Genomic DNA, 5,460 nt, shown 5'->3' with positions numbered 1-5,460 from the left:
CTATAAGCATTGCCCAGATTATTTTGTGTCATTGCCCATTCAGAAGGAAAGCTATCACGAGTATATACTTCTAATGACTGGTTATAAGCAACAATAGCTAACTCTAAATTTTCTGCCTTTTCCCCTCTGATACGATCACTATAAGCATTGCCCAGATTATTTTGTGTCATTGCCCATTCAGAAGGAAAGCTATCACGAGTATATACTTCTAATGACTGGTTATAAGCAACAATAGCTAACTCTAAATTATCCGCTCTTTCCCCTCTGATGCGATTACTATAAGCAACCCCCAGATTATTTTGTGTCATTGCCCATTCAGAAGGAAAGCTCTCACGGGTATATACTTCTAAAGCAGAATTAAAACAAGAGATCGCCCTTTCTAAATTATCAGCTTTACTGCCTTGATTCTTGTCAAGATAAACATTACCTAAACTATTTTGAATTTTAGCCCATTTTTGAGAAAAATTTTGCTCAGAATAAACATTCAAAACCTGTTGATAAATTGTTTCTGCTTCCTCATATTTCTTTAATTTCTTATATACATAACCCAAGGTCTCAAGAGTGGCTACTTTTGTCGGTTCTAATGATGTTATTTGATTACTTAAATTCCAAGCTTCTAGCAAAGATTCTTCCGCTTTTTGTAACTCTCCTCTACGGTAATAAGCAACCCCTAATTGCTGTAAAGTTGTTATCATCATAGATATATTTTTTTCTGCTGAATACTCTGCAAATAATCTAGTTAATAGATCAATTCTTGCTTGAGTTTCTGATACTCCATCTCGTTCAAGAACCCGAGCAAAATTCACAAATTGACGATCAATATTTTTTTCTTCTGGTAGAGATTCAAACTTAAAAATACCTGATTTCCAAGCCCAAAAATCAGGGGCAAATCTAGCAAATCTAGTAATAGTATCGTTTTGTAAACAAAATAATATGGGATAAGGAACATCATAAGTAAAAGCGTCTCTAACAAAATTGAGATTTTGTAAAATAGGGGGATAATCCTTAAATCCGATAGAATTTTCTAATCCTTTGATAATTAACACTTGCTTTTTATCTTCTAAAGGGGGATTTTTAGATAAATAGTTTAAAATTTCATCTAATAAAAAACGCACCTGAGAATCATCTATATTTAAAACAATAAATTGTATATTTTGACATTGAGAATTATTCATTAAACTCTCAACTATCCAGTTAGCTTCCTCATTGCGGTTAACTTCAATAAAGCCAATAGTTAATCCTTCGGCAAAATCAATAAAAGTTAGTAACTCAGCTAATCTCTGCTGATTTTTTACTAAAAATAAACGATGATTAGAAATAGAGAAAGATTTAGTTTCTAACATTTTTTAATACCTTTTTAAAAGCTTGAATAGATTCAACAACTGGATTGATATAGTTCCATCTATCATTACCATTATATAGCGTTTCTGATTCACAAGAGGTACATTCCCGATCCTGAACAGCTTAATCAGCAAAGGTTTAAGTGTGCCGCACAGATGCGAGAACCGCTATATTCTAAGGCAGAAGTATTAAATAACATAAGTTGTCCAATTTGATTGTTATTAATTTCCTTGTTTAAATAGACATTTACTAAATGAGTATAATGCTCATCAGGAATGACTCTTTCAAAATCAAATTGTACTTGTTTAATGGCAGTTTGTACGTCTTCACTATCAATTTTAGAGCCGCCTTTTGCATTTGCTGAAGTAATAGCAGTTCTCATCATTTGCATTAGTTGTCTAACATGACCGCCACTAGCTTTAGCTAAACTTAATAAATCATCGTAATTAGCAAAAATATCCTGAACATTAACCCTAACTTCAATTAATTTAGCAACAGCTTTTAAGGCTTCTTCTTGATAGTCTAAATCGGGCTTATTTCTTTGTAAATTGTAGATATTGATCATCGGGACAATATTAGAGTTCTCGAAAAAATTATTGACTTTTTTAGCTGAATAGATTGTAGAAATTGGCACAGTATAAATAATATTGCATCCCAAGGCTTGTAACTGTGCTGCATAATCGAAAAATAAATGATCGCCTACTTCTGGTGTTACTCGATCTAAATTGTCGAATATTACTAAAAATCCTTGATATTGAGGAAATTTTTGCTGTAATTTTCTAAACCCATCATCTAGTAAAAAATTTACATCAGCTTGTAAGCGAGAAATATCTTGTTCCAAGGTTTGACGAATTGTTTTTTTACGTTTATCAGACCCTTTAATTTGTGCTAATAATTTCACTAATAATTTAGCTACAAAAGGAATAGGAAAGGGAGAGGAACTAACATCTAAAGTTCCCGACATACTCACAGACTTCTCAACGGTTTCCTCTGTTTCTTCTGTGATATCTTTAAACCAAGCTTCAAAATTACCCAGAAGTTCATCATCAAACTTAATTCCTCGTTGTCTGAGTTCATATTCAATTTGCTTAATTAATACTAAATATAAGTCTATATAACGCGCATCTTCAATGTCAATTTCCCGATCAGCTTCTAAATAAATAATAAAATATTTTTCTTGCCATCTTTCCTGAATTCGCCTTAATTCTGTGCTTTTTCCACAGCCACGATGACCTGTAAATAAAATTGTTGTAAATTTTTCAGGTTCTTGAAATTCAAGAATTGTATCAACTTGACCTATAGCTTTGGTATTGCGAACTTTTGATAAATCAACATAATATCGTTTCATAGCTTCACCCCTTAGAGGATCAAGATTACAAACTCGGTAAGCTTCTTTGAGATTTTTGGCAAGATTAGTTTTGGTCATAGTCATTGAACAATATTATCTGAATAATCATAATTAATTATATTATAGCTTTTCAAAAAATACAATCTCCCTAAATCCAGTATCAGGGGGAACGCATCTTATTTTTGAAAGGTAGGCTGGATAAGGGTTTTCGAGATCATGGTTGATTTTTTCTGAAACGCTGAAAGTCTTATTAGATAAGGAATCTAGAATTTAGATGCGTTTGCCCTAAATCCAGTATTGACCAGTCGAAGGGTGAGAAACTGCCCCAACTGTTGCGCTATATTCCGTAACCAAGCCGCAGGATTATTATTTCCTCGTTGTTCTAACAATGTTGCTTAGTTTTCCATCACCTGCAAGAATTGGGGATCAATCAATTCCTGATTTGCTTGCAGAATATTATTGAGTTCCTCATCATCAGTACAAGCGAGCAACTGTTCTATTAAATTAACATAAGCTTGGGTGCGTTGTTCATTCATTGTCTGTACTGTGATTGATGTGATTATGTGATGGACTGTGATTTTTTTTGAGAGAGACCAACCTTATGATTTAACGTGATACAATAAATATTCGTGATTGTCAAGGGGGGTCGCTGCCAAATTTGTTTGATATATTCCAAGTTTCTGCCTTAGAACATATCAAACAAATTACTTTTCTGCACAAATAACTGTCATTACAGCAACTTCTTTGTCCAATTGATCTCCTATTTCATCTTCAACAACGTCCAGATCGTAATCCATTTGTAATCCCAGCCAAAATCGCGGTGACATATCAAAATAACGAGCTAACCGAAGAGCTATATCCGCTGTGATAGGCTGCTTTCCGTGAACGATTTCGTTAATACATTGTTCAGGAACTCCAAGAGCCAGAGCTATTTGATTCTGACTAAGGTTCATTGGCTTGATAAATTCCTCTAAAAGAACCTCACCGGGATGAATTGGCATTAGTTTATCTTCATTCATTATTTTACCTCAATGATAATCAACGATTTCTACGTCTAGAGCATCACCGTTTTGCCAGACAAAGCAAATTCGCCATTGATCGTTAACCCGAATGCTATATTGACCTTCCCTGTCACCAACCAGACGTTCCAATCGATTTGCTGGTGGGACACGAAGATCTTGCAGGGTTTCCGCACGATTAAGCATCCGCAATTTTCGCAATGCCACTTGTTGGATATCTAATGGCAATTTACGCGAATGTTTACGTTCAAAAACTTTTTGAGCTTCTTTATCTTTAAAGTTTTGGATCACTCTCTAAACAATTTCTTATCCTACTTTTAAGTATATGACGTAAGGATGATCCGATGGCAGAACTGGTTGGGGAACAGGCCAGACAGGGACTTCTGCGAATGCGTCTGGGGCCAAGATGACGCGACGACAAATGAGCGCGGTAGCCTTCATGTTGGATATACTAACAACACCTTAGCCTATTGTCAATGTCCCCAACAGTTAAAAACACCTCATATTCTTCTATATTTCTCGCTTGAGGATTGAGATATTGCCCAAAGTTTTGTGTTAAATCAATCTGCATGGTTATTATTGTATCCTTATTATTCTAACCCTGTTGCATAGTTTTCCATCACCTGCAAAAATTGAGGGTCAATCAATTCCATATTAGCTTGCAGAATATTAGTTCGTTCCTCATCATCAGCACAAATGAGCAACTGTTCAATTAAATTAACATAAGCTTGGGCGTGTTGTTCATTCATTGTCTGTACTGTGATTGATCTGATTATGTGATGGACTGTGATTTTTTCGAGAGAACGACTCGATGATATTTAGATAAGCTTGGGTGCGTTTTTCGTCCATAACCTTAATCCGATGCTTTCACAAAAGTTTTTTAAATTCTTCAATAGACATTCCGGCACCTTTAATAATTGTTCCCATTGTATAAGCATTAATTGGATTAGCTCTGGGAATTGTTAAGATATGCTCTCCATCAGTCATTGTAATATGTTTACCCTGTCGAACAATCCTAAATCCTGCTTTTTCAAAGGCTTTAATGGCTCGTTGATGATTAATTCCGGGAAGACTAGGCATGATTTAATTCAACTTCCACATAACAAGATTCTACACCTTGATTCAATTCCTCGGCAACTTCTAAATAAGACACAATAGCATCTTGAATATTATTGAGAGCTTCTTCTTTTGTTGTACCTTGAGAAGCACAGCCGGGTAAACCGGGACACCAAACAGCATATCCTTCTTCTGTTTTCTTAAGACTGACTTTATACTGCATATTTTTATAATAATAATCGTTGTCAGTTATTATAGCACGGCCATCATTAATCTCTGCTTCTGCTTGTAATACTTCTAATAAAAACCCCTGATATTCCTCTATACTTCTCGCTTGAGGGTTGAGAAACTGCCCCAACTGTTGCGCTATGTTCCGTAACCAAGCAACAGGATTATTATTTCCTTGTTGTTCTAACCCTGTTGCATAGTTTTCCATCACCTGCAAAAATTCGGGATCAATCAATTCCTGATTAGCTTGCAGAATCTTATTGAGTTCCTCATCATCAGCAGAAGTGAGCAACTGTTCAATTAAATTAACATAAGCTTGGGCGCGTTGGGGAGCATCTCACCTTTGCAATAAGTAGAAATGCTTAATGAGATCAATAAAAAAGTTAAAAAAGGCAACCATTTAGATAAGCACAGCGATGACGAAGGACTTGCGGTACATTACAAGATTGCCAACTTGCACCAGTAATT

At 35.1% G+C, this 5,460-nt stretch carries 8 protein-coding genes; all 8 read right to left on the bottom strand.

What is annotated here, in order from left to right:
• Positions 1-1,343: tetratricopeptide repeat protein (locus PX481_RS04675; protein WP_288093804.1), on the bottom strand; the 1,343-nt coding region annotated here is incomplete at its 3' end.
• 125 nt (positions 1,344-1,468) lie between these two features.
• On the bottom strand, positions 1,469-2,767 hold the full coding sequence (locus PX481_RS04670) for an AAA family ATPase (RefSeq protein WP_288093802.1): 1,299 nt from the start codon (positions 2,765-2,767) through the stop codon (positions 1,469-1,471).
• Positions 2,768-3,084: 317 nt separating this feature from the next.
• Positions 3,085-3,225: a hypothetical protein gene (locus PX481_RS04665; protein WP_288027899.1), complete on the bottom strand. Its 141-nt coding sequence runs from the start codon at positions 3,223-3,225 to the stop codon at positions 3,085-3,087.
• 168 nt (positions 3,226-3,393) lie between these two features.
• Positions 3,394-3,708, bottom strand: a complete 315-nt coding sequence (locus PX481_RS04660) for a HigA family addiction module antitoxin (protein ID WP_036399402.1) — start codon at positions 3,706-3,708, stop codon at positions 3,394-3,396.
• Positions 3,709-3,717: 9 nt separating this feature from the next.
• Positions 3,718-3,999 (bottom strand): type II toxin-antitoxin system RelE/ParE family toxin, encoded by a 282-nt coding sequence (locus PX481_RS04655; RefSeq protein WP_002740810.1) that lies wholly within the window; start codon positions 3,997-3,999, stop codon positions 3,718-3,720.
• A 299-nt stretch (positions 4,000-4,298) separates the two neighbouring features.
• Positions 4,299-4,457: a hypothetical protein gene (locus PX481_RS04650; protein WP_288027896.1), complete on the bottom strand. Its 159-nt coding sequence runs from the start codon at positions 4,455-4,457 to the stop codon at positions 4,299-4,301.
• 118 nt (positions 4,458-4,575) lie between these two features.
• Positions 4,576-4,788: a type II toxin-antitoxin system HicA family toxin gene (locus PX481_RS04645; RefSeq protein ID WP_002759169.1), complete on the bottom strand. Its 213-nt coding sequence runs from the start codon at positions 4,786-4,788 to the stop codon at positions 4,576-4,578.
• A complete protein-coding gene (locus PX481_RS04640; protein ID WP_039900529.1) occupies positions 4,781-4,987 on the bottom strand; it encodes a type II toxin-antitoxin system HicB family antitoxin in 207 nt (68 codons plus the stop codon). The genes PX481_RS04645 and PX481_RS04640 overlap by 8 nt, the downstream gene beginning before the upstream one ends.
• Positions 4,988-5,460: the final 473 nt, after the last annotated feature.

The organism is Microcystis sp. M53603_WE2, from assembly GCF_030065435.1.
The sequence above is the reverse complement of the archived record's forward strand: the minus strand, read 5'-3'. Positions and strand labels throughout refer to the sequence as shown.

Excerpts from the sequence above, each read along its gene's own strand:
- PX481_RS04665 (WP_288027899.1), bottom strand. The coding sequence starts at position 3,225 with ATGAATGAACAACGCACCCAAGCTTATGTTAATTTAATAGAACAGTTG.
- PX481_RS04640 (WP_039900529.1), bottom strand. The coding sequence starts at position 4,987 with ATGCAGTATAAAGTCAGTCTTAAGAAAACAGAAGAAGGATATGCTGTT.
- PX481_RS04660 (WP_036399402.1), bottom strand. The coding sequence starts at position 3,708 with ATGAATGAAGATAAACTAATGCCAATTCATCCCGGTGAGGTTCTTTTA.
- PX481_RS04670 (WP_288093802.1), bottom strand. The coding sequence starts at position 2,767 with ATGACCAAAACTAATCTTGCCAAAAATCTCAAAGAAGCTTACCGAGTT.
- PX481_RS04650 (WP_288027896.1), bottom strand. The coding sequence starts at position 4,457 with ATGAATGAACAACACGCCCAAGCTTATGTTAATTTAATTGAACAGTTG.
- PX481_RS04645 (WP_002759169.1), bottom strand. The coding sequence starts at position 4,788 with ATGCCTAGTCTTCCCGGAATTAATCATCAACGAGCCATTAAAGCCTTT.